Genomic DNA, 21,337 nt, shown 5'->3' with positions numbered 1-21,337 from the left:
CCATTCACGCGGCGTAGCAGGTCAAACGTTCGTTTCGACGGGAATCTCGCCGCGGATCCGGGTGCCCGCCCCGAGTTCGGACTCCACCGTGAGGGTGCCGCCGATCGCGCCCAGCCGGTCCCGCATGTTGACGAACCCGTGCCCGGCGTCGCCGGCGGCGAAGCCGGTGCCGTCGTCGCCGACCTCGAAGCGGAGCAGCGCCTCGGTGGCCGCCAGGTCCACGGTGATGGCGGCGTCCGCGCCGGCGTGCTTGCCCGCGTTCTGGATGGCCTCCAGGCAGCAGAAGTAGACGGCGGCCTCGATCTCCTCGGAGTAGCGGCGGGGCAGGTCCACGCTCACCGAGCAGGGCAGCGGGGAGCGGCGGGCGGCCGAGCGCAGGGCGTGGTCCAGGCCGTGGTTGCGCAGCAGCGGCGGGTAGACGCCGTGGGCCAGCTCGCGGAGGGCCGCGATCGTGCCCTGCACGTCGGCGCGCAGCTCGTCGAACAGGTTCTCGGTGGCGCCCGGCTCCTCGGCGATGATCTCCCCGGCCAGGCTGAGCTTCACCGACAGCGCCACCAGATGCTGCTGGGCGCCGTCGTGCAGGTCCCGCTCGATGGCGCGGCGAGCGGCGTCGGCGGCGGTGACGATGCGCAGGCGGGAGGCCTGGAGCTCCTCGTTGCGGCGGCGCAGCTCGTCCAGCGAGGCCTGCAGGGCCGAGTCCAGGCGCATGTTGTGCAGGGCCAGGCCCACCTGGCGGCCGAGCTGGACCAGCACCTGGTCGTCGGCCTCGGAGAACGGCGGCGCGTCCACCGGGCGGCGGACCACGATCAGGCCGAGCAGCTCGCCGAGATGCGCGGCGGGCGCCACCCGGATCGGGCCGCCGTCGTCGCTGAGCAGCCCCGGCATCCAGACGGCCAGCCAGGACGCGCCCCCGACCCGGGTCCTGCCCACCACGATCCGCTCCCGCTCGTTGAGCTCCAGCCGGGCGGTGGGCAGATCGGGCACGCTGAGCGTGCGGTGCAGCACGCCGTCGGAGCCCACCCAGATCTCCGCCCCGGCGGGCGCCATCGCCGCCTTGAGCGACTCGGCCAGCTGGAGCAGCAGCTCGTCGAACGGGACGGCGCGGCTCATCCGGGCGCCGAACGTGGCCAGCACCTCCTCCGGCGGCACCCCGGCCCGCCCGGTGATGGCGCGGGCGGTGGCCAGCAGCCGGACCCGGAGCGGGAAGGCGAGCACGGCCACGACCAGCGCGGCGGCCATGCTGGAGACCAGCAGGTCGCGTTCGGTGTCCTCGGGGAGGCGGCCCAGGCCGAGCACCACCACCAGGTACACGCTGGCGATCATGACGGTGAAACCGGCCGCGACGACCGCTTCGAGCAGGGCCTTGTCGCCGACGTGGGCGGTGGCGGGCACGTGCCCGAGCAGGGCGCCCACCGGGACCACGACCAGGGCCACGACCAGCCAGGTGAGCGGGTTGGCCGGCACGCCGAGGAGCAGGTAGAGGCCGATCAGGGTGGCCCCCGCGGAACCGGCCAGCAGCAGGCCCGCGCCCGTCCACTGCAGGGCCGCCCGCTGGCGGGGCGAGGCCTGGCCGCAGCGCAGGATGATGCCGGTGGCTCCGGTTCCCGCGGCCACGACGGCGGCCAGGCCGTACAGGCTGGGCGGGCCGCTCAGGACGGCCAGGCCGGCGCCGAGCACGGCGGCGACGGCGGCGATGGCGCGGCGCGGGACGCTGCGCAGCTCGCCGTCGGGGAGGGCGAGCGCGAACGCGAGCCAGCCCGCCATGGCCACCGGCACGGCGGCGGTCCAGACGGCGGCGGCCGCCTGCAGGACGGCCACCAGGATCGCCCACCGGGCCACGGCGGGCCGCCCGACCAGGTGGCAGCCCGCGGCGGTGACCGCCCAGCCGGCCGCCACGACGGCGCTGGCCAGGTTGGTGCCGTCCCAGAGGCCGACGCCCAGCGCGGTCAGCGCCGCCGCGCCGCCCAGCCAGAGCGCGAGAGCACGGGTCATCTGGATCACTCCGCTCGCAGGACGTGGCCGACCCTGAGCCTGGCTGCGAGATGCCCCGGCCAGGCGGCCAGCAGATTGGCGATGAACAGGACGGCGGGGCCGATCAGGATCAGGGCCCAGACCGCGACCGGCGGCTGGTAGAGCAACGGGGTGGTGTCGGCGACGATACGCCACAGCACCCGCCCGAAGGCCACGCCCAGGGGCACCCCGGCCAGCAGCCCGATCACGGCGAGCACGCTCGCCTGGGTGACGACGATGCCGCGGGCCTGGCGCCGGGTCAGCCCGAGCGAGCGCATTACCGCCACGTCGTGGCGGCGGTGGCGCACCGCCGTGGCCAGCGCGTGCCCGACCGCGCTCACCCCCAGCACGGCCAGGAACGCGCCCAGGTAGTGCGGCAGCGCCGCGTTCTCCTTGATCTCGGCGAGCTGGAACGGCGGATCCTGGGGGACCAGCGGAACCTCCATCCCGGCCGCCGCCGAGGCCGCGGCGGTCAGCCCGGCCGCCGCGGCGTGCGCGTCCACCCCCGCCCGCAGCCCGACCAGGATCCCCCGATCCTTCGAGACCTCGAACAGCCGCTCGTACGCCGGGTCGCTCACCCAGCCCCCGGTCGCGTAGTCATTGTGCGACGCCTCCGGCACGAACCCGATCCCGCTGACCAGGAACGTGCTCCGCCCCCGCTGGCCGGTCAGTGTGACCCGGTCGCCGGGACCGACCCCCAGATCGCGCGCGCTCTTGGGGGCGAGCACGACCTCGCCGTCGCCCGTCACCGTCCTGCCCTCGCGCAGCACGATCGGCAGCGCGTCCGGCTGGTGGGTGTAGAGCGTGACCGAGGTACGCCCCGACTCGGCCACGGCCAGCCGGGCGTCGGTGACCCCGGCCACGGCCGGATCGGCGCGCAGCGCGGTCACGACCGCCGCGACCACTCCCGGACCAGGATCGTCGGCTCCGACGGGGACGACCAGCTGGTGGATCATGCCGAACTTGGCCGGATCCGTGGCCGACACCCCCGCCGCGAAGGTGAACGCGGCCAGCACGCCGTGCACCCCGATGATCGCCCCCAGCAGCGCGGGCCGCACCGGCACGGCCGAACGCCCGCGGCCGGGTTCGAGCGCGAACCTGAACCCCACCGCGACCGGAACCGGCAGCCCCGACCTGGCCGCCCACCTCGCGACCGTGGATCCGCTCCGCCGGGCGGGTCCCTGGGTGGCCGCGAACGCGGCGACGGCCGCGCCGACCATGACCAGCAGCGGAACCGCCGCGCCCCCCGCCAGCAGGACCAGCGGGTCCGCGTGCGGGCCCGGCTCGGGCTCGCGCCGCGCGGCGCTGCCGAACGGCAGCCACGCCGAGGCCAGGTAGGCCACCGCGCAGCCGCCCACAGCCCCGGCCAGCGCCGCCACCACAGGTCCCGCCGTCGCCGCCCGTACGGTCTGCGCCGGGGAGAGCCCGACCGGCCGGAGCACCAGCAGGTCGGACACCGTGGCGGTGGTGTAGCGGACGATGGACTGCCCGATCAGCACCAGCGCCGCCGCCAGCGCGGCCAGGCCGAAGGAGAGCAGCGCGGCGGCCCCGAACGCGGCCACCTCGCGGTCGTGCCGGGCGTAGTACTGGGCCATGTCCCAGATGCCGATGTCGTGCCGCCCGGAGACCGCGGCCAGGCTCTTCCGGAAGGCGGGCAGCGCCCCGATGCCACCCTTCAGCCGGACCAGGGCGTTGGCGTAGGACTTGCCGTCCACCATCAGGCTGGCCCGGTGGGCCGTCAGGAACGCCAGGGAAGGATGCAGGTAGCCGGGCCTGTCGATGTCGTCGCGGAACCAGGTGGACCGGACGATCCCCACGATTCGCAAGCTCACCTCGGGTCCGGCGGGTGGCCCGACATCGGCGCTGAAGCGGGCCTTCGCCTGCTCCGGCGTATACAGCCGGACCCCGATCGGGTCGCCCACGCCCTTGCCGGTGCGTTCGGCCAGCTCCGGCGTGATCACGGCTTCGTCGGCGCGGGCGGGGTCGTACATCCGCCCGGCCAGCAGGACCGGGCGCTCCACCGTGCGGCCGTACTCGGTGTCCATGGGCGCGAACCAGCCTTCGCCGCCCTCGACGGAGAACCCGGCCACTGTGTAGACGCCCACCGCCTCCACCTCAGGCAGCGCACGGATCCTGTCCCAGTCGAAGCCCGGCTGGTTGGGCAGCACGTTCAGGTCGGCGGGCAGGGTGTGCGCCCACAGCCGGTCCACCGCGTCCGCGGCCCGGCGGGCCCCCGCCACCGCCGCCAGCACGGTCCCGGCGGCCAGCGCGATGAGCAGCGCGAGCACCGCCAGCGACCGCCGGCGGCGGCGCAGTTCCAGCCGGAGCCAGGTGGCCGTCATCACTCGGCCCTCAGCACCTGGCTGATCCGCAGCCGCGCGGCCAGCCCGCCCGGCCAGGCGGCCAGCACGTTGGCGATCACCAGCGACACCGGCGCGACCAGCAGCAGCGCCCAGAACGCCAGCGGCGGCACGTACGCGAACGGCCAGGTGTCGGCCACCAGCCGCCACAGCGTGCGGCCCAGCGCCAGGCCCAGCGGCACCCCGAACAGCAGCCCGATCGCGGCCAGCACCGACGCCTGGGTGACCACGATCCAGCGGGCCTGGCGGCGGGTCAGGCCGAGCGCGCGCATCACGGCCACCTCATGGCTCCGGCGGCGTACGGCGGTCGCCAGCACGTGCCCGACCGCGCCGACCGCCAGCAGCGCCAGGAAGGCGGCCAGCAGGACGGGCAGGAGCTCCATGTCCCTGATCTGGGCCAGCTGCACCAGCGGAATGGGCGGCTCGTAGTAGGCGAACTCGACGCCGGGCACCTTGTTGACCGTGTCCATCAGCGTCTGCGGATCCACGCCCGGGCGCACGGCGACCAGCACCGAGTAGAACTTGAAGGTGTCGAAGAGCGCGTCGAACCCTTCCTGGGTCACCAGGCCGCCGTCGAAGTACTTGTTGTGCGCGCCCTCCGGGACGAAGCCGATGCCGCTCACCCGGAACGTGCCCCGGTCCGGGTCGCCGGTCAGCGGGATCTCGTCGCCGATGTCCGCGCCGAGCGTCTTGGCCGTGTTGACGGCGAGCATGACCTCCTGGTCGTCGCGGGGGAGCCGCCCCTCGCTGACGACCACGGGCAGCGCCTTCGGGCCCTGGTCGAAGGTGTGCAGGGCGACGGCGGTCTTGCCGGACTGGGCCACGCCGGTCGCGTCGCCGGTGACCCCGGTCACGTCCGGGTGCTGGGCGAGTGCCCGGCGGACCGCGTCGTCGGCGGGGACCTTGCCGTTCTGGGCGAGGTAGATCCCGGCGTGGAAGGTCTGGCCGAAACGTTCCGGGCGCTCGCCGGCGTCGGTGACGCCGCTGGAGAAGGTGAAGGCGGCCAGCACGCCGAGCACCCCGGTGACCGTGCCGAGCAGGGCGGGCCGCACCGGTACGGCGCCGCGGCCCCGGCCGGGTTCCAGCGCGAAGCGGGTGCCGACCACGGCGGGCACCGGCAGGTTGGCCCGCGCGACCAGGCCGGCCACGGCGGAGCGGCGGACCGGGCGGGAGCCGAGGCGGCCGAGGGCGGCCCACGCCGACAGCACCGCGGCGAGGGCGACCGCCGCCGGGACGGCCAGCGCGCCCGGGATCAGGATCAGCGCGTCGAAGTCCAGGCCCGGGTCCGGTTCGAGCAGGGCCGCCGCCCCGGCCGGCATCCAGTCCGAGGCCCCGTACGCCAGGCCGACGCCCAGCACCGCGCCGACGGTCGCGGCCAGCACCGGGCCGAGCGAGGCGTTGCCGACACCCTGCCAGGGGGTCATCCCGACCGCGCGCAGCTGGTGCAGGTCGGCCGCCGTGGCGGCGGTGTACCGGGTGACCGACTGGCCGATCAGGACCAGCGCCGCCGCCAGCACGGCCAGGCCGAAGGCGAGCAGCGACAGCGACTCGAAGACCAGGAACTGCTGCTCGCTCGTCTTCATCTCCTCGGCGGGCCAGACGTCGATGCTGGTGCGGCCGGTGGCCTGCGCCAGCTCGCGCTTGAACGTGGGCAGCGCCGCGGGGCCGCCCTTCAGCCGGACCAGGGCCTGGACCACCCCCAGCCCCTTGGTCCCAAGCACGTTGTCCTGATATTTCGCGAAAAGGGCGGGTGGGAAGATGACCTCGCCCTTGGACTCGATCGTGTCGGAGAACCACGGGGAGCGGATCACCCCCACGATCCGCGCGGTCAGCGTCGGCCCGGTGAAGGCCAGATCACCGGTCGGCCCCTGGCTCAGAATCGCGTCGACCGCTTCGGGCGTGGACAGCCGCACAGTGACGGTATCCCCGACCGCCTTGCCATACGTTTCCGTAAATTTCGGGAGAATCACCACTTCGTCCGCCCGGCCGGGGGACGGCAGCCGTCCCTCCAGCACGACCGGCTTCTCGATCGTCTTCCAGGTGGTCGCGTCCGAGGTGATCGGCAGGTCCGGGGCGACTCCCGGCGGGTCCAGGACCTCGTAGGCGGGCGTGAGCGGGATGGTCATCAGCGCCGCCACCGACGGCAACGCCCGGACCTTCTCCCAGTCGAACCCCGGAATACTCGGCACCACGACCGCGTCGAACGGCAACGTCACCGCCACCAGCCGGTCGATCGCGGTCGCCCCGCGCCGCGCCCCCGCCACGGCCGCCAGCACCGTCCCGGCCGCGAACGCGATCAGCAACGCCAGCACCACCAGCGACCGCCACCGCCGCCGTATCTCCAGCCTGAGCCATATCCCGGACACGACTACTCCACTCTCACAATCACACCGACAGGCACCCGCGCGGTCACCGGGCTCACTCCGCCCGCAGGACGTGGGCGGGGCGCAGCCGCGTGTACAGATGCCCCGGCCAGGTGGCCAGCAGGTTGGCGACCAGCAGGGTGGCCGGGCCGACCAGGACCAGCGCCCACACGGCCAGCGGCGGATGGTAGAAGAGCGGGGTCGCGTCGGCCACCATCCGCCAGACCACCCGGCCGAGCGCGAACCCCAGCGGCGCGCCGAACAGCAGGCCGACCAGGGCGAGCAGCGTGGCCTGGGCGATCACCACCGTCCGGGTCTGCGGCCGGGTCATGCCGAGCGCGCGCAGCACGGCGACCTCGTGCCGCCTGCGCCGTACGGCGGTGGCCAGCGCGTGCCCGACCGCGCCGATCGCGAGCAGGGCGAGGAACCCGCCCAGCACCAGCGGCAGCACCTGGACCCGCTGGATCACGGCCAGCGTGGGCGGCGGCTGCTGGACCTCGACGCCGACCGTGTCACCCCCCGGGATGGCGGTGGTCGCCGCATGGAGCCGGGCCATGACGGCGTCCTGATCCGCGCCCGGGGCGAAGGCGATCAGAGCGAGGTGGAACTTGTAGGAGTCGAACATCTGGTCGAAACCATCGAAGGTGAGCACGCCGCCGTCGTCGTAGCCGTTGTGCGACCCGATCGGCACGAACCCGATCCCGGTCACCCGGTACGGCTTGCGCCCGCGTGGCCCCTCAAGGGTGACCATGGAGCCCACGGTCACGGCGAGCCGCCGGGCGGTGCTCACGCCGAGCAGGGTCTCGTCGGGGGCGCGAGGCGCGCGACCGGCCACGATGACCTGGTCGACGGGGGCGCCGGGGGAGCGGTAGCCGTACATGGTGACGGAGATGTCGGCACCCGCCTGGGCCACGCCGACCTTGGCCTCGGTGAGTGCGGCCACGTCCCGGTCGGCGGCGATGGCGGTCAGCACCGCGGGAGTGGCGGGGCTGCTCTGGCCGTTCAGGCCGAAGAAGGCGAAGGCCTGGAAGGTCTGGCCGTACCTGGCGGGGTTGACGGCGGCGTCGGCGACGCCGCTGGAGAAGGTGAGGGCGGCCAGCACGCCGAGCACGCCGGTGACCGCGCCGAGCAGGGCGGGGCGGACCGGCACGGCCGTCGCGCCGCGCCCGCGCTCCAGCGCGAACCTGGCGCCGACCACGATCGGCACCGGCAGCCCCAGCCGCGCGGTGGCGACCGCGACCATCGAGCGGGACGGCGGCCGGGCGGGGTTGCGGCGGAGCGCGAGCCAGGCGGTCGTTCCCGCGGCGGCCGTGACCAGGATGATCACGGCGAGTCCGCCGGACAGCAGGATCGGCAGGTCCACGTCGATGCCCGGGGCCGGCTCGAACAGCGCGGCCGTGCCGATCGGCAGCCACGCCGAGGCGATCACCGCGCCGCCGATCCCGATGAGCGCCCCGGGGATCGCGGCCAGGAAGGGGCCGATGGCGGCGACGCCGGTCGCCTGCCGCCGGGTCAGGCCCATCGCGCGCAGCACGTCGAGTTCGGTCACGGTGGAGGTGGCGTACCGGGCCACGGACTGGCCGACCAGCACGGTGGCGGCGGCCAGCGCGGCGAGGCCGAAGGCGAGCAGCGCGGCGGCCTCGAACGCGAGGACCTTGTTGTACTGCGAGGTCTCGTCGGAGCGCCGCCACACGTCGATGTTGGGCTTGCCGGTGGCCCTGGCCAGGGCCACCTTGAAGGCGGGGATCGTGGCCGCGCCGCCATGCAGGCGGACCAGCGCGTTGATGTACCTCTCGTGCCCGGCCCCCAGCAGGTTATCCGGATATTTCGCGAAAACAGCGGGGGAGGCGACGATGAAACCGCCGGCTCCGACCGGGTCGACGAACCAGGGCGTTTTGATCACGCCGACCACCCGCGCCTCGATCCTGGGCCCCTGCATGCCGTTGGCGTACGGATCGAAGCTCATCTCGCCCTGCTCGGGGCTGGCGAGCCGGAAGGTCACCCGGCCGCCGACGCCCTGCCCGGCCGCGGCGGGGTAGCCGGCGGAGACGACGACCTCGTCCACCCGGGTCGGATCGAACATGCGCCCGGCCAGCAGCACCGGCTTCTCGATCGTCCGGAACACCTCATCGTCCGCGGGCGGGAAGTTGGCGTAGATGTCCGGCCGGGTGCTCTCCACCGCCAGATCTCCGACGACGAAGGTCGACACGGCCGCCACCTCGGGCAGCGCGCGGATACGATCCCAGTCGAAGCCCGGCTGGTTGGGCAGCACCACCACGTCGGCGGGGAGAGCCCCGGTGCTCAGCCGGTCGAAGGCGCTCGCGCCGCGGCGGGCCCCCGCCACCGCCGCGAGCACGGTCCCGGTGGTGAAGGCGATCAGCAGGGCCAGCACGGCCAGCGACCGCCACCGGCGGCGTAACTCCAGGCGGAGCCACACCCACTGCAGGGTCATCCCTCCACCCGGCCGTCCCGCATCCGGATCGCGCGGGACGCGCCGGCCGCGACCTCGGGGGAGTGGGTGACCATGATGATCGTCTGCCCGTCCTCGTGCAGCCGCCGGAACAGTTCGAGCACCTCCAGGCCGCCCTCGGAGTCCAGGGCGCCGGTGGGCTCGTCGGCCAGCAGCAGGCTCGGCTGGTTGACCAGCGCCCGGGCGATGGCCAGCCGCTGCCGCTGCCCGCCGGACAGCACGGCCGGCACCTGCTGGAGCCGGTCGCCCAGGCCGAGCAGGTCGAGCAGGTCCCTGGCCCTGGCCTCGGCGGCGCGCCGCTTCATCCCGCCGAGCACGCCCGGCAGCACCAGGTTGTCCAGCGCGGACACCCCGTCCAGCAGGTTGAAGAACTGGAACACGAAGCCGATGTGGTGCCGCCGGAACCGGGCCAGCCAGTCCTCGTCCTTGCCGTCCACCCGCTCGCCCGCGACCTCGATGGTGCCGTCGTCGACGCCGTCCAGACCGGCGATCACGTTCAGCAGGGTGGACTTGCCGCACCCCGACGGGCCCATCACGGCGACGAATTCGCCGCGGCTCACGTCGAAGTCGACGCCGCGCAGCGCCCGGACCGGCGCCAGCTCGGCCTCGAAGGTCCGCCTGGCCCCGCGGATCCGTACGGCAGGAGCCTCTTGCGTGCCGTCGGGCGTGGGGGCGTCGACGGACAGTTCGGTTGCCATCAGAAATCCTCCGGGAGGTGAAAAGCCACGACGGGGGTGGATCGGCCTTTGACGGCGCGCGGTCCGAGCGGGGTCCACGGCCAGGGGATGTCCGCGGCGGCCACGGTGCCCTCCGCGGCCACGGTGCCCGCGGGACGGGCCAGATCCTGCATGCGCTGGGCGAGGTTCACGGTATCGCCGACGAGCGTGTACTCCACGCGTTCCTCGCTGCCGAGCAGGGCCGCGGCCACCTCGCCGGTGCACAACCCGATGCCGAGCTGGAACGGGGTGTGCCCGTCGCCGGACCAGTCCTGGTTGAGCGCGCGCTGGCTGCGGTGCATGGCGCGGGCGGCCAGCACGGCCGAGCCGGCGTGGCCGGGGCGCGGGTCGGGCGCGCCGAACACGGCCATCACCGCGTCGCCGACATACTGCATGACCGTGCCGCCCTCGCTGAGGATGGCCGCGTTCATGGCCCGCCGGTGCGCGTTGAGCTGCCCGGCGAGCACGGCCGGGTCGGTGTGCTCGGCGATCGCCGAGTAGCCGCGCACGTCGGACATGAGCACGGTCACGTTCAGCCGCTCGGTCCGGTCCATCCGGTCGGCCAGCAGCTTGTCGGCCACGCCGTGCGGCAGCAGCCGGGACAGCCGCTCGCCCTGCTCGTCCCGGCGCAGGATCGCCGTGTGCAGCATGCGCAGCCGCTTCAGCGCGCCCCTGCGACCGGCGGTCGCGCCCCGGGCCAGTTTCAGGAACAGCTGCTCGACCAGCGCGTTGACCGACTCGGGGCTGGCCTGCGCGGCGGCCGCGATGGCCTTCACCGAGCGGCCCTCGGCGACCTGCCTGAGCAGCTTCTCCTCGCCCGGGGTGAGCTCGGAGGAGCGCGCGGGGGACAGCAGGTCCTGCACGATCTGCGGGTCGATCATGGAACCGCCCGCCGCCACCTCGCGGATGGCCCGGCCCAGCAGCCGGGCGTCGGCGACCCGGTCCTTGAGCAGGTAGGCGTATCCGTCGGCGCCCTCGGCGAGCAGTTTGACCGCGTAGTCGGGGTCGTCGTACTGGCTGAGCACCACCACGCCCGTGCCGGGCAGCCGCCCGCGCACCTCCCGGGCGGCGTCGATGCCCTCGTCCTGGTACGTCGGCGGCATCCGGATATCGGTGACCAGCACCTGGGGCCGCAACTCCTCGGCCCGGGCGACCAGCTCGTCGTAGTCAGCGGCCACGCCGACCACCTCCAGGGCGAGGTCCCGGCTCAACAGCGCGCGCACGCCCTCACGGACGATCAGGTTGTCGTCGGCGAGTACCACCGTGATGCGATCCACCTCTTGAATGTCCTCCTATGCGGTGGACCGGGCCAAGAGGGTTAACCCCCTGTTGGCCGGTGGCTACCGCCCTGGCCGGGGTCTCGCGCGGTTTCTAGCGTCGAAGCGGACCTTAAGGAGGCCAGCATGCGTGTGGAATCAGAGGCGACGTCCCTGTCCTGGATCCCGTCCGAGGCGGTGAAGGGTTACACCAAGACCATGTTCACCGCCGGGATCTCCCACTACGACGACCCGCCCCCGGCCCGGATCGACGACCTGGAGAGCCTGCGCCAGGCCGACCGGTTCCGCTTCGCCAACCGGCTGCGCGTCTGGGCCGACTTCGAGGACGGCCAGGCGGTCGGCTATGGCGTGGACGGCGGCGGCCTGATGGGCTCCACCACCGTCCGGGTGGGCCCGCTCGGGGCCACCTTCGCCGCGATCGGCCTGCCCGACCTGCGCGGCGAGGCCGAGTTCGGGGACGGCTGGATCAAGGTCACCCAGTCGGCCGGCGGCCGGACCGCGCTCCCGTTCCCGCGCCCCGCCGCCACCGCGCCGTTCGCCCGCTGGCAGTCCCCGCTGGTGTGGACCACGCTCACGGTCACCCTGCACGCCGACGGCCGCGGCGAGATCGGCCTGAGCGGGGCCAGTCCGTTCCCCCGGCACTGGGTGTACGGCTCGGACGGCGCGCTCGCTCTCAAGGCCGGGATCACCAACTTCAAGGCCTGGGCGGCGCAGACGGCGACCCCGTGGGGCGCGGAGGACTCCCCGGTCGTGGTCACCGCCGCCGAGACCGCGCTGGAGCGCGAGCTGTCCCGGCTGATCATGCGCGGCGGCCGCAAGCCGCTGGTCCGCGAGCTGGCCGGCGGCCAGACCCTGGTCCGCCAGGGCGACCGGGGCGACTCGCTGTTCCTGCTGCTGGACGGCGTGGTGACGGTGGACGTGGACGGCCGCACGCTCGGCGAGCTGGGCCCCGGCGTGGTGCTGGGGGAGCGGGCCGTGCTGGAGACCGGGCACCGGACGGCCACGCTGACCGCGGTCACCCCGATCCGGGTGGCCGAGGCCACCGCCGACACGATCGACCGGGCCGCCCTGGAGCATCTCGCCGCCGGGCACCGCCGGGAGGAACACGCGTGAGGCTCCTGCTGCTCGGCGTGCGCGGCTCCACCCCCGCCCCCGGGCCCGAGTTCGTCCGCTACGGCGGGCACACCAGCTGCGTGGCGGTGCTGCCCGCCGGGGATGTTCCGGCGCTGGTGCTGGACGCCGGCACGGGCATCAGGCAGCTGTCCGGGCCCTTTCGCGGCCCGATCCTCCTCAGCCACCTGCACTGGGACCACGTCCAGGGCCTGCCCTTCAGCCGGGCCGTCGACCATCCGGACGCCCAGGTCGAACTGGTCATCCCCGGTGCCGACCCACTCGCCACCCTGACCCGGGCGATGTCCCCGCCGCACTTCCCGATCGAACCGGACGGCCTGCAGGGTGACTGGTCGTTCACCTCGTCGGCGCCGCTCCGGGAGCTGGCCGGGATGACCGTGCGGCAGGCCGAGATCACCCACAAGGGCGGCGTCACCGTCGGCACCCGGGTCGAGCTCGGCGGCACCTCGGTGGTCTACCTGCCCGACCACGCCCCCCAGCTCGGCTCGTCGGCCGCCGAGGAGCTGGCGGCCGACGCCGACCTGCTCATCCACGACGGCCAGTTCCGCCCCGAGGAGCAGGCCCTCGCCGACGCGTACGGCCACGCCACGATCACCGACGCGCTCGCCTTCGCCGAACGCTGCGGAGCCCGCCGCCTGCTGCTCACCCACCACGCGCCGACCCGCACCGACGACCAGCTGGACGCGCTGGCCAAGGAGTGGCCCGACGTGGAGTTCGCCCGCCAGGGCGAGCTGGTCACACCTTCTGACCGGTCTCGCTCTCGTACGCGCTGAGCTGCTGTTCCAGGGCCTTCATTAGCTCGAACACCTGAGCCGGCGGGATCCTGATCCGGCTGACGATCCGGGTGGGCACGCTCAGATACTGCTCGCCCGACGAAGGATCGTCGGCCAGGCCCGGCGGCCTCGTGATCACCGCGAAATCCAGAACGAACCCATCCCGGGTGTGCCAGACCGAAGCGAAATTGGCGTATTGCCCCGCTTCGACCTCGGCCGAGATGCTCACCTCAAGGCGGCTCTCCGGCTCCTGATTCAATTCTCTTCCCTCCGGTTGGTTACATGGTGCCCTGACCGGAGGTTTCCCGCGCAGGGTGACACGGGCTCACTTGAGTATCGATGGCAACGGCTGCCCGCCGCGTTTGGCGAGCATCTCCTTCATCACGCTGATCTCGGCCGTCTGGCCGTCCACGATGTGCTGCGCCATCGTCCGCACCTCGCTCCGGCTGGTCAGCTGGAGCACGCCCTTGGACATGTCCACGCCGCCCTCGTGGTGGCGGATCATCAGCTGCAGGAAGAGGATCTCCCCCGCGACGCCGGTGGCCGCCCGCAGCTTCGTCATCTCCTCGGGGCTGGCCATGCCGGGCATGACCCCGGGGGTGCCCGCGTGCCCGTGACCCGACATCCAGGTCATCACCGGCTGGGTGGAGGTCTGGGTGAGACCCCACTGGTCCAGCCAGCCGATGAAAATTCCACGCTGGGTGCTCTGGGTGTTGATGATGTCGTACGCGAAGGTACGCAGATCCGGATCCGTGCTGGCATCCCTGGCCACGAACGACATGTCCACCGCCTGGGCGTGGTGAACGGCCATGTCACGGGAGAATCCCGCCTCGGCCGAGATGTCGCCGGGCGTGCCGGACCTGGTGACGGTCACGATGATCAGGGCGGCCGCGACCAGGACGGCGAGGGCCCCGAAGATCGGAAGCGGGCGGAAACGGGGGCTGTTCATCACTCTCAGGTTACTAGGGCAAGGGGATCAGTGAACCAAACGCCTGTCTATACCCACTATTCTCCATACCCATATGTGATTGCGTGATGGAGGGTCGATGACCAAGGAAAAGGCGCAGGCACGGCGTGAACATCTGGCCCGCATGCGCGCCGAGCAGAAGCGCAAGGAACGCAGGACCGCGTTCCTGATGTGGGGCATCGGCGGCCTCGTCATCGCAATCGTGGTGGGCGCGGTGGCCTTCGTCATCATCCGCGAGGAGATGAACAAGTCCGAGGTCGAGAAGCAGGCCGCCTCGGCCGAGGCGGCGATGTTGCCCAAGGTGAAGAACTTCACCTACAAGGGGTCGCAGCACATCGGGATCAAGGTGAAGTATGCGGAGGTCCCGCCGGTGGGCGGCGAGCACAACCCCACCTGGCAGAACTGCGGCATCTACGACCAGCCGATCAACAACGAGACGGCCGTGCACTCGATGGAGCACGGCGCGGTCTGGATCACCTACCAGCCGGACCTGCCCGAGGCGGACGTCGCCAAGCTGCGCAACCACGCCTCCTCGGACTACATGCTGCTCAGCCCGTACCCGGGGCTGCCGTCGAAGGTCGCCCTCTCGTCCTGGAACCACAACCTGGCCGTGGACTCGGCGGACTCGCCCGACATCGCCGCCTTCATCAGGAAGTTCAAGCAGGGCCCTGACACGCCGGAGCGGGGCGCCGCGTGCACCGGCGGCGTCGACCAGACCGCGGCCGAGGCCGTGATCCCGGAGACCGCTCCGTCCGCCGAGCCGTCGGCGACGGCGGCGACCGACCTGCCGATGGCCAGCCCGAGCCCGTCTTCCTGACCGGTCACGCCGGCAGCTTCGCCAGGGGCACCCACGCCAGCCCGTGCGCTTCGGCCACGGCCCGGTTCGTGAGGTGCCCCTGATGCGTGTTGAGGCCGCGCGCCAGCGCCTCGTCCGCGGCCAGCGCGGCCCGCCAGCCCAGGTCCGCGATCGCCAGCGCGTACGGCACGGTCACGTTGGTCAGCGCGTACGTGGAGGTGTGCGGGACCGCGCCCGGCATGTTGGCCACGCAGTAGAAGACCGAGTCGTGCACCCGGTAGACCGGGTCGTCGTGGGTGGTGGGCCGGGAGTCGGCGAAGCAGCCGCCCTGGTCGATGGAGATGTCCACCAGCACCGAGCCCCGCTTCATCCGGCTCACCAGGTCGTTGTCCACCAGCTTCGGGGCCCTGGCCCCGGCCACCAGCACCGCGCCGATCACCAGGTCCGCGTCCAGCACCGCCCGCTCCACCTCGTACGCGTTGGACGCGACCGTCTTGCAGTGCCCGCGATAGATCGCCTCGGCCTGCCTGAGCCGGTCGATGTCCCGGTCCAGCAGCAGCACCTCGGCCTGCATGCCGAGCGCGATCGCCGCCGCGTTCATGCCCGACACCCCGGCCCCGATCACCACCACCTTCGCCGCGTACACGCCCGGCACGCCGCCCATCAGCACCCCGCGCCCGCCCCCCTGCCGCATCAGGTGATAGGCGCCGACCTGCGGGGCCAGCCGGCCGGCCACCTCCGACATCGGGGCCAGCAGCGGCAGCGCGCCGGACGCGGTCTGCACCGTCTCGTACGCGATGCCGGTCACCCCCGACTCCAGCATCGCCCGGGTGCACGCCTCCGACGCGGCCAGATGCAGGTAGGTGAAGAGCACCTGGCCCTTGCGCATCCGGTGGTACTCCTGCGGCACCGGCTCCTTCACCTTGAGGATCAGGTCGCCGGTGGCCCACACGTCGTCCGCGCTGCCGAGCAGGGTGGCCCCGGCGGCGGCGAAGTCGGCGTCCGGGATGGCCGAGCCCGCGCCCGCGTCCCGCTCCACGAACACCTGGTGCCCGTGGCGGACCAGCTCGTGCGCCCCGGCGGGGGTGAGCGCGACCCGGAACTCGTTGTTCTTGACCTCGCGTGGAACTGCGACCCTCATAGGGGTGCTCTACCCGTGTCGCGGCGGGCAGTCTGACAGATGTTCGGCTCGCTTGGTGACAGACTGTCATCTGATTACCGTGCGCTGGCGGACCTCGGTAGGCTCGGCGGGCGATGGTAGGGATCGAGGTCGGGATGCAGAACACGCCGGGCGCGGCTGAGCCCCCGCCGGGGGGCGGCGCGGCGGGCCCTGGAGGTCCATTAGGTCCGGGAGAACCTGGGCCTGGCGGTCCCGCGGCTCCGCCCGGGCCGCCGCAGGCCACCCGGCGCACCACCGTGGCACTGGCCGTGGCGCTCGTGCTGGTGGTGGTGATGACCGGGGTGCTGGGCACGGTCGCGGTGCTGATGACCCGCAATCCGGACGCGCCGCCGCTGTCCACCACGACGCTGCGCCGGCTGGCCACGCCCATCCACTTCGCGCCGGTCGAGCTGGTCGGGCCCGGTCCCTGCGCGGGCGCCGAGATGGTTCCCGACGACGCCGGGGCCACGTGCTACCAGCTGGAGCCCGGGGTCACCGTCGCGGTGGTGCAGAAGATCGAGTCGCTCGCCGAGAGTGACGGGAAGTACGCGGTCCGGGTCGTGCTCGCGCCGGACAGCCGCGCCCAGATCGCCGACCTGACCAGGGACACGGTCAACCGGCAGCTGGCCATCGTGGTCGCCGACAAGGTGGTGGCCGCCCCCCGGGTGGCGCAGGAGATCACCGAGGACAGCCTGAGCATCGCCGGCTTCACCCAGCAGGAGGCGGTGGCCCTGCTGGCCCGCCTGAGCGGTCCCGCGGCCGAGCCCCCGGCGCAGTCTCCCGCCGTCGTGACTCCGCCGCCCGTCACCGACCCCGGTCTCACCGACCCCGCGGTGACGCAATCAGGAACTCCGCAGAACACCGGCCAGCCGCTGGCGCCGCAGGCGGGCGACAACCCCAGCCCCGCGGCCAGCGGAAACAATCAGACCAAATACGCGAGCTGCCGTGAGGCCATCGCGGCGGGCGCGGGGCCCTTCTTCAAGGGCACCCACCCGCAGTACGCGTGGTATGTCGACAAGGACAACGACGGCATCGCCTGCGACCCCGACGATGTCTAACCGGCGAGGGCGATGTCGTCCGGCCGGATCGGCACCCGCGTCAGCGCGAGCCCGGTCGCGTCCCTGACGGCGGCCGCGATGGCGGGCGTGGACGACAACGTCGGCGGCTCACCCGCGCCGCGCAGACCATAGGGCGCGTGCGGGTCCGGATTCTCCAGGATCGACAGCCGCATCGGCGGCATATCCAGAATCGTCGGGATCAGGTAGTCGGTGAACGACGGATTGAGCACCTTGCCGTCCCTGACCTGGATCTCCTCCATCAGCGCCAGCCCCAGCCCCTGCGCCGACCCCCCGTGGATCTGCCCCTCCAGCGCGAGCGGATTGATGATCCGCCCCACATCCTGCACCGCCGCCAGCTCCACCACCTTGACCAGACCCAGCTCCACGTCCACGTCCACCACCGCCCGGTGCACGCACAACGCCAGCTGGGTGTGCGAGTCGCCCTGCCCCGTCACCGGATCCATCGGGAACGTGCGCCGGTGCCGGAACTCCCTGGTCTCCTCGATCGGCCCGTCCGCCAGCACCTCCGTCAGCGTGGCCCCGCCCGCCGTCAGCTTGTCCAGCCGTTCCCGCACCGCCTCGCAGGCCACCTTGACCGCGCCGCCGGTCATGTACGACTGCCGCGACGCCGACGACGACCCCGCCGAGCCCACCGAGGTGTCGGCCGGGACGATCGTCACCCGCTCGATGCCCAGCTCGGTCCTGGCGATCTGGCTCTTGACCATGATCAGCCCCTGGCCCACCTCGGCCGCCGCCGTGTGCACCAGCACGTGCGGCTCGCCGCCCAGCAGCTCCACCCGGACCCGCGCGGTGGAGTAGTCGTCGAACCCCTCGGAGAAGCAGATGTTCTTGATCCCCACCCCGTAGCCGACGCCCCGGCGCACCCCCTCGCCGTGCGTGGTCTGCGCGACCCCGCCGGGGAGCGCGCGCAGATCCGCCGAGCCGGGCCCCGGCAGCGGCATCGCCGCCAGCTCGCGCAGCATGCCGGCCAGCGGCGCGGGCGTGTCCACCACCTGCCCGGTGGCCAGCTTCGACCCCTGCGACACCGCGTTCCGCACCCGGATCTCGACGGGGGAGAGCCCGCACGCCTCGGCCAGGCGGTCCATCTGCGACTCGTACGCGAAGCACGCCTGCACCGCGCCGAACCCGCGCATCGCCCCGCACGGCGGGTTGTTGGTGTAGGTCCCGTACGCGTCGATCCAGACGTTGTCCACCTCGTACGGGCCCACCCCCAGCGAAGCCGCGTTGCCGACCACGGCGGGGGAAGAGGAGGTGTACGCGCCGCCGTCCAGGACGATCTCGGCCTTGACGTAGACCAGGTCGCCGTCCTTGGTCGCGCCGTGCTCGTAGCGCAGCCACGCCGGGTGGCGGTGCACGTGGCCGAAGAAGGACTCCTCCCGGCCGTACACGATCTTGATGGGTTTGCCGGTGCGCAGGGCCAGCATCGAGGCGTGGATCTGCATGGACAGGTCCTCGCGGGCGCCGAACGCGCCGCCGACCCCGGCCAGGGTGAGGCGGACCTTGTCCTTGGGCAGGCCCAGGCAGGGCGCGACCTGGTCCTGGTCGACGTGCAGCCACTGGGTGGCGATGTAGAGGTCCACGCCGCCGTCCTCGGCGGGCACGGCCAGGCCGGACTCGGGGCCGAGGAAGGCCTGGTCCTGCATGCCGACCTCGTACTCGCCGGTCACCACGACGTCGGCGGTGAACTCTTCGCCTACCCGGACGGGCTGGTGGCGGACCACGTTGCCGTGCGGGTTGACCTGGGGGCAGGCGGGGTCGAAGGCGGCGCGGCGGGGGTCGGTGACCGCTTCGCGCAGCTCGTACCAGACCTGGATGGCGTCGGCGGCGCGGCGGGCCGTCTCGGGGTGGTCGGCGGCCACCAGGGCCACCGGCTCGCCCTGGTAGCGGACCTGGTCGATGGCGAGAACCGGCTGGTCCTTGTGCTCCAGGCCGTAGAACTTCGTGCCGGGGACGTCCTCGTGGGTGAGCACGGCGTACACGCCGGGCATGGCCAGGGCGGGGGCGATGTCGATGGATTTGATCCACGCCGACGGGTGCGGGCTGCGCAGGGTGGCGCCCCAGAGCATGCCGTCCAGCCACAGGTCGGAGGAGTAGGCGAACTCGCCGGTGACCTTCAGCGTCCCGTCCGGACGCAGCGCGCTCTGGCCGACGCCCTGGCTCTGTCCCGTGGCAATGCTCATAGAGCGAGTAGATCAGCCCAGCTCACGGGCGGCCTAGAGGTGTGGCCATGAAACGCGGGAGCGGGCGGCGGCTGCGCCTTGTAGATTCGTCCAAATAGTGTGGGCGTGTGCAGATACGCGATCTGCTGGCCCTCGACGATCTGCGGCTCATCCTGCTCGCCGGGGAGACGCAGGCCGAGATCACCGGCGCGCTCATCACCGACCTGCCCGATCCTGGGCGCTACCTGTCCGGCGGCGAACTCGTGCTGACCGGGATGATGTGGCGGCAGGAGCCCGCCGACTCGTGGCGGTTCGTGGACATCCTGGTGCGCGGCGGCGTGGCCGCGCTGGCCGCCGGGGACGCCAAGCTCGGCCACATCCCCGAGGATCTGCTGGCGGCCTGCCGGGAGCGCGGCCTGCCGCTGATCGAGGTGCCGGTGGAGGTGTCCTTCGGCGCGGTCACCGACGCCGTCACCCGCCGCCTGGCCGGGGCGCAGGCCGGCGACCTGCGCCGCGCGCTGGGGCGGCACCGGCGCATCGTGGCGGCCGTGGCGGAGGGCGCGAGTCTGACCGAACTGTGCGCGCTGATGTCGGCGGAACTGGGCGTCACCGGCGCGGTCGTGTCCGCTGCGGGAACCGTCATCGCCGGGTCGCTGCCCGAGGCCGACGCGTCCCGTTTGGCCGCCGAATTCCTCGGGGCGGTACGGCTGCCGCTGGTGACCGCCGGGCCGTACACGATCTTCGCGGTGGATCGGGCGCACCGGGCCGCCGGGTGGGCGCTGGTCTGCGGGGGCGAGCTGGATCCGGAGATCGGCTACGAGCTGGCCTCGTGCGTGGCGCTGGAACGGACCCGGATGGAGGGGGGCCGCCGGGTCGAGCGTCGGCTGGCCGAACAACTCATCGCGCTCGCCACCGCCGGGACCGCGGACCTGTCGGAGTTGTCGGCCCGGTTGCGCACGTGCGGTATCGATGCGGGGGAGCCCTACGCGGTCGTGTCGGCCACCGTCGCCGAGCCGTCCGCTGATCCCGCCGTGCTGGGCGGCCAGGTGGTGGAGGAGCTCTTGGACCGCCGGGTGGTCGCCGCTGCCGCGGCCGACGGTGCGATCGCGCTGGTCCCGCTCCGGTCGGGTACGGCCGACGCGGTCGCCGCGGCCCTGACCGCCCGGGTGGCGGCGTTGCCGGGCGTCGCGGTGTCGATCGGCGTCAGCGCCGCCCTGACCGGTCCCGCTGCCATTCGCGGCGGGGTGGAGGAGGCCGGGCACGCGCGCCGGATGGCGGAGGCGCGCGGGGGCGGGGTGGTCACCAGCGCCGAGATTTACACCCATGAACTGCTGCTGGCGACCGTTCCCGGCGATGTTCGCCGATCATTCTCGGAACGGTTGCTTGATCCGCTCTTCGCGTATGACAGAAAACATCAGGCGGATCTTGTGCGTACCCTCGGGACTTTCCTTGATTGTGCAGGTTCCTGGAACACTTGCGCCGAGCATCTGCACGTGCATGTGAACACGGTGCGATATCGCATTCGGCGAGTTGAGGAATTGACGGGAAAGGATCTTTCCGCGATGGCGGATCGAGTAGACCTTTATCTCGCGCTTCGGGCGTCCTGAATTCGAATTCTCGGAAAAGGTCACCTAAAGTGTTCGCTTGGTGACAAGATGTGGTGGTGCTTCCTGACACACAGTCAGGCGGCGCTCTCTGGAATCTTCCAGAAAGCGCCGCCACAATGGAGTCGACTACCTTGTCATGCTGGCCCGAAAGGGGGTGGCCGTGGAGTGAAACCTCTTGGCGAGAGATGCGGCCGGGCCCCGATCGGACCGTGGGCTCCGGTCGGCCTTCGGCCGTCGCGCTCTAGGCGGCCTATGGTCAACCACTAACCCCGTACGTTTTCACATGTCCGGCGCAGGTGCCGCGCCGGTGTCCAGAAGTGGACAGTGCGCGTTCCTCCACGTGGAGGCTCGCGGTCTTGCCTCTTGCTGTGCTCGTGAGCTGCGCCTGAGCACACCAGGTCGGCCCGTCTTCACGCGCTGCGCGCGTAACGAATCAGCAGCACATGAACGCTGGTGACTGCGGCAGGGGA

The 21,337-nt window shown here is 72.6% G+C and carries 15 protein-coding genes; 5 read left to right on the top strand and 10 right to left on the bottom strand.

What is annotated here, in order from left to right; all coding sequences use genetic code 11:
• Positions 1–21: 21 nt before the first annotated feature.
• Genes Amac_RS20915 through Amac_RS20890 form a run of 6 tightly spaced genes read right to left on the bottom strand, consistent with a single transcriptional unit; the run spans position 22 to position 11,196 of the window.
• Entirely contained in the window at positions 22–1,992 is a 1,971-nt protein-coding gene (locus tag Amac_RS20915) for a sensor histidine kinase (RefSeq protein WP_155356071.1), read from the bottom strand.
• 5 nt (positions 1,993–1,997) lie between these two features.
• Complete coding sequence (locus Amac_RS20910) at positions 1,998–4,352, bottom strand: ABC transporter permease (protein ID WP_155356070.1); 2,355 nt, start codon at positions 4,350–4,352, stop codon at positions 1,998–2,000.
• Positions 4,352–6,736, bottom strand: a complete 2,385-nt coding sequence (locus Amac_RS20905) for an ABC transporter permease (protein WP_155356069.1) — start codon at positions 6,734–6,736, stop codon at positions 4,352–4,354. Before Amac_RS20905 ends, Amac_RS20910 begins: the two co-directional genes overlap by 1 nt.
• 52 nt (positions 6,737–6,788) lie before the next feature.
• Entirely contained in the window at positions 6,789–9,185 is a 2,397-nt protein-coding gene (locus Amac_RS20900; RefSeq protein WP_155356068.1) for an ABC transporter permease, read from the bottom strand.
• A complete protein-coding gene (locus tag Amac_RS20895; protein ID WP_155356067.1) occupies positions 9,182–9,901 on the bottom strand; it encodes an ABC transporter ATP-binding protein in 720 nt (239 codons plus the stop codon). The genes Amac_RS20900 and Amac_RS20895 overlap by 4 nt, the downstream gene beginning before the upstream one ends.
• Entirely contained in the window at positions 9,901–11,196 is a 1,296-nt protein-coding gene (locus tag Amac_RS20890) for an adenylate/guanylate cyclase domain-containing protein (protein ID WP_218041199.1), read from the bottom strand. Before Amac_RS20890 ends, Amac_RS20895 begins: the two co-directional genes overlap by 1 nt.
• Before the next feature lie 126 nt (positions 11,197–11,322).
• Between Amac_RS20890 and Amac_RS57365 the strand changes: the two genes are divergently transcribed.
• A complete protein-coding gene (locus Amac_RS57365) occupies positions 11,323–12,309 on the top strand; it encodes a cyclic nucleotide-binding domain-containing protein (RefSeq protein WP_155356065.1) in 987 nt (328 codons plus the stop codon).
• A complete protein-coding gene (locus tag Amac_RS20880; protein ID WP_155356064.1) occupies positions 12,306–13,100 on the top strand; it encodes an MBL fold metallo-hydrolase in 795 nt (264 codons plus the stop codon). Before Amac_RS57365 ends, Amac_RS20880 begins: the two co-directional genes overlap by 4 nt.
• Here the strand turns inward: Amac_RS20880 and Amac_RS20875 are convergent.
• Together Amac_RS20875 and Amac_RS20870 are read right to left on the bottom strand one after the other, a co-directional pair.
• A complete protein-coding gene (locus Amac_RS20875; protein ID WP_155347209.1) occupies positions 13,063–13,359 on the bottom strand; it encodes a DUF3467 domain-containing protein in 297 nt (98 codons plus the stop codon). The two genes, Amac_RS20880 and Amac_RS20875, sit on opposite strands and share 38 nt — an antisense overlap.
• A 66-nt stretch (positions 13,360–13,425) precedes the next feature.
• Positions 13,426–14,049: a DUF305 domain-containing protein gene (locus Amac_RS20870; RefSeq protein WP_155356063.1), complete on the bottom strand. Its 624-nt coding sequence runs from the start codon at positions 14,047–14,049 to the stop codon at positions 13,426–13,428.
• A gap of 97 nt (positions 14,050–14,146) precedes the next feature.
• Between Amac_RS20870 and Amac_RS20865 the strand changes: the two genes are divergently transcribed.
• Positions 14,147–14,884: a thioredoxin-like domain-containing protein gene (locus tag Amac_RS20865; RefSeq protein WP_155356062.1), complete on the top strand. Its 738-nt coding sequence runs from the start codon at positions 14,147–14,149 to the stop codon at positions 14,882–14,884.
• 4 nt (positions 14,885–14,888) lie between these two features.
• Here the strand turns inward: Amac_RS20865 and ald are convergent, their stop codons facing one another.
• Positions 14,889–16,004 carry an alanine dehydrogenase gene (gene ald / locus Amac_RS20860; protein WP_155356061.1) on the bottom strand — a complete coding sequence of 372 codons (1,116 nt, stop codon included), beginning with the start codon at positions 16,002–16,004 and terminating at the stop codon, positions 14,889–14,891.
• 275 nt (positions 16,005–16,279) lie between these two features.
• On the opposite strand from ald, the gene Amac_RS20855 reads away from it, so the two are divergent.
• Positions 16,280–17,080 (top strand): excalibur calcium-binding domain-containing protein, encoded by an 801-nt coding sequence (locus tag Amac_RS20855; protein ID WP_155356060.1) that lies wholly within the window; start codon positions 16,280–16,282, stop codon positions 17,078–17,080.
• Here the strand turns inward: Amac_RS20855 and Amac_RS20850 are convergent.
• Positions 17,077–19,281, bottom strand: coding sequence for a xanthine dehydrogenase family protein molybdopterin-binding subunit (locus tag Amac_RS20850; protein WP_174900199.1), 2,205 nt, complete (start codon positions 19,279–19,281; stop codon positions 17,077–17,079). The two genes, Amac_RS20855 and Amac_RS20850, sit on opposite strands and share 4 nt — an antisense overlap.
• 107 nt (positions 19,282–19,388) lie before the next feature.
• Between Amac_RS20850 and Amac_RS20845 the strand changes: the two genes are divergently transcribed.
• The gene (locus Amac_RS20845) at positions 19,389–20,867 is read left to right on the top strand and encodes a PucR family transcriptional regulator (protein ID WP_155356059.1); all 1,479 of its coding nucleotides are present in this window, start codon (positions 19,389–19,391) and stop codon (positions 20,865–20,867) included.
• Positions 20,868–21,337: the final 470 nt, after the last annotated feature.

The organism is Acrocarpospora macrocephala, assembly GCF_009687865.1.
Classification (GTDB): domain Bacteria; phylum Actinomycetota; class Actinomycetes; order Streptosporangiales; family Streptosporangiaceae; genus Acrocarpospora; species Acrocarpospora macrocephala.
Note: the sequence above shows the minus strand (reverse complement) of the source record. Positions and strands in the feature narration are given on the sequence as shown.